Source organism: Methanococcoides seepicolus, assembly GCF_023684405.1.
GTDB classification, from domain to species: Archaea; Halobacteriota; Methanosarcinia; order Methanosarcinales; family Methanosarcinaceae; genus Methanococcoides; species Methanococcoides seepicolus.
On sequence record NZ_JAGSOI010000046.1, the window covers coordinates 1 to 2776 of the forward strand.

At 37.2% G+C, this 2776-nt stretch carries 3 protein-coding genes; all 3 read left to right on the plus strand.

The window, feature by feature from the left end; translation table 11 throughout:
* The first annotated feature begins 61 nt into the window (after positions 1 to 61).
* On the plus strand, positions 62 to 739 hold the full coding sequence (locus KDK67_RS10320) for a 4Fe-4S binding protein (RefSeq protein WP_250868727.1): 678 nt from the start codon (positions 62 to 64) through the stop codon (positions 737 to 739).
* Between the two features lie 577 nt (positions 740 to 1316).
* Positions 1317 to 2432, plus strand: coding sequence for a DUF5677 domain-containing protein (locus tag KDK67_RS10325; protein WP_250868704.1), 1116 nt, complete (start codon positions 1317 to 1319; stop codon positions 2430 to 2432).
* Positions 2425 to 2562 (plus strand): hypothetical protein, encoded by a 138-nt coding sequence (locus KDK67_RS10330; protein ID WP_250868705.1) that lies wholly within the window; start codon positions 2425 to 2427, stop codon positions 2560 to 2562. The genes KDK67_RS10325 and KDK67_RS10330 overlap by 8 nt, the downstream gene beginning before the upstream one ends.
* Positions 2563 to 2776: the final 214 nt, after the last annotated feature.

The window sequence follows — 2776 nt, forward strand, 5'->3', positions numbered from 1 at the left end:
CAGTTTTCAACTATATTGTTCGATAAAGTCCTAACAATTATTGGAGGCAATACTGTTGAAAGTGGCAGGAAATATCATATCAAGATTGCAAAAGATCGAAAAGGTCGAAAAGGTTGAGAGGTTCAGGTTGACCCTTCAGCTTATTGGCCTTGCCATCTTCATTTATTTTGGCTCACAGTCAACATTCTATGTTGTTCTCCTGTCCATTCCTGTTGCTCTGCTATTTGGTCCGGTCTATTGTGGCTGGATGTGCCCAAGGGGCATGTTCCAGAACATCATTGGTTCAATGGGAAAAAGGGTCCTCGGTAAAAGATACAACAAACTGGTCCCAAAAAGGATCCATAAGCCGTTACTATATTTCCGCTATGTAGTATTGCTCTTCTTACTGACTGCTCTGGTGCTGCATGAATTTCAGCTCATTGATGATCCCATCATGGAATCCGTGGTAATAGATGGTCTGCTACTGATCATGGTGATTTCGATACTGCTTTCCTTTTTCGTGGACAGGGCTGCATGCAGGTATTTCTGTAAAGAAGGTGCAGTAGCTTCATTGACTAACCTGGTCAAGATCAGGAAGATAAAGCGTGACCCTTCGCTTTGCAATTCATGCGGGATATGTGACAGGGTGTGTCCGATGTGGATCGATGTTTCAAAGAAGGATGTTGTCCGGGATACTGCCTGCATCAGTTGTATGGAGTGCGTTCACAAGTGTCCTGTGGATGCGCTTAGGGTTGAGTGAAGCTGGAAAATCACCTAGGTTTACTGGCGGATTTGGTTTGAGTGGCAGGCTACGAATCTACTCATCATAATGATTCATTCATGCGTTTATTATCATGTTTGTTACCAGATATGATTTATTAGTATCCAATCATGGGGGCAAAAAGCATTATTAAGTTAGGGGGCCATAATGTTAATTCACTCAAAGAAATGCTACAGTTGATTCGTATTTCTGAAATATTACAAAAAAGCGTATGTAGATCGATTGTTAGACATTTGGGTCAACCTTCATATTTGTGATAATCAAAGGTGGTAATAAAGTAGAAGGAAAGTAACCCATGGTACTTGCGCCAACAAGTACCACAGTATCGTTGTTGAATATGACTAAAAGTCAGATTCAATCTATAATCTATGCTCTGAGGAACAATGATCTAGTTATATATAAACCTTAACTTCAGTGATTTTTTAAGCGTTTGTGGTATTTTAGTTACGCTATACCAAATGAACGAATGATGGAAATTATTCCACCATTTTTATACTAAACCCCGATGAACCCTTAAGCAAAATGATGTCTTGGATATCATTAAAAAGGAGTTATAATGTTTACTGAAGAAGAAAACAATAAGTGTTTAGAGGAAATCTTTAAAGAGATTTATTCAAACAATCAAACTTTAGACGAGTTTGAAAATATCAAAGAAGAGATTCCAAAATGTATTTCTGCTGAAATTTCTGAAGCATCGGCATCCATATTCGAAGAACTAAAATCTGATGTGCAAAATAAGCTAGAGTTATGGCGTGCAACAGATGATACTTTTAAGCAACGTCTCAATGGTGTTTGGAAACAACCTTTCGATTTATTAGAGTTACTTGTACTTATTTCACTTGAAGCTGGGAGTACATACAATAAAGAAATGAGACCACTTTCAGCTCAAAAAAAAGATTTTGTATTCGAAGCACTTACACGATTACATGCTCGATCTTGTCTTATTAGCAGAGAAATTCTTCATCTCATGAAAGGAGGATATGCATCGGCTGCTCTTTCTAGATGGCGTACACTTCATGAGATTGTGGTTGTTGGTTATTTTATTAAGAAATATGGAAACGATGTTGCAGAACGTTATCTCCTTCACCAAGCCATTGAGTCATGCAAAGCGATGCGTCAATATCAAAAACATGCAGAAAAATTGGGTTATGCCCCACATTCGGAAGAAGAAATTGAAAATACCAGGAAAGCTAGAGATAATTTGATTAAGCGGTTTGGGAAATCGTTCGGAAATCAATATGGTTGGGCGGCTGGTGTGCTAAAAATAAACTCAATCAAGTTTTCTAATCTTGAAAAGGAAATTGGATTTGAACACATGCGGCCATATTATAAATTAGGTAGTCATTCAATTCATGCAGAATCAAAAGGTTTCTTTTTTGATATCGGATTGCCAGAAGGTAAAAAAGATATTATGATGGCAGGTCCTAGTAATATGGGATTGGCAGATCCTGGTAACCTCATGGCAATATCGCTGTATCAAATCACAACACTTCTTTTGCTTTTGGAACCAACGATAAATAGCCTTACTTGTACGCAAACAATGCAGTTAATGATTGACGAAATTGGCGAAAAATTATTAGAAGTACATGAATATACAAAATCTCAAATGAACGAAAATTTAAAAGAAGATATGCGATACAAGAATCAAAACGGGAGCGTTGACAATGGCTGATCCAAATTGGCTACCTTATGCTATAATGCAAAACGTTGGTGTATTGTATGGTATATTTACCACTTTTTTTGTCTTAATTCTTCAAAGCTTAAATAAATATGAATTTTCTGATCCATACAAAAATCTGTGAAACTATGAACATACAATAATTAGTTTCAAATTCTCTTTTTTAAATCCAAAGTAGTATTGCTATCATGAATATCATCAGGCCGAAGAGACCTGTAAATAACAGGCTCATCAGCATTACCCCTGCGAGAATTTCATTCTCATTCGTTTTTTGATATCCGATCAGGTGTCCATGGGGGTTCCCAGACCAATTCGACTTCTGCCTTCTTTATACCGTC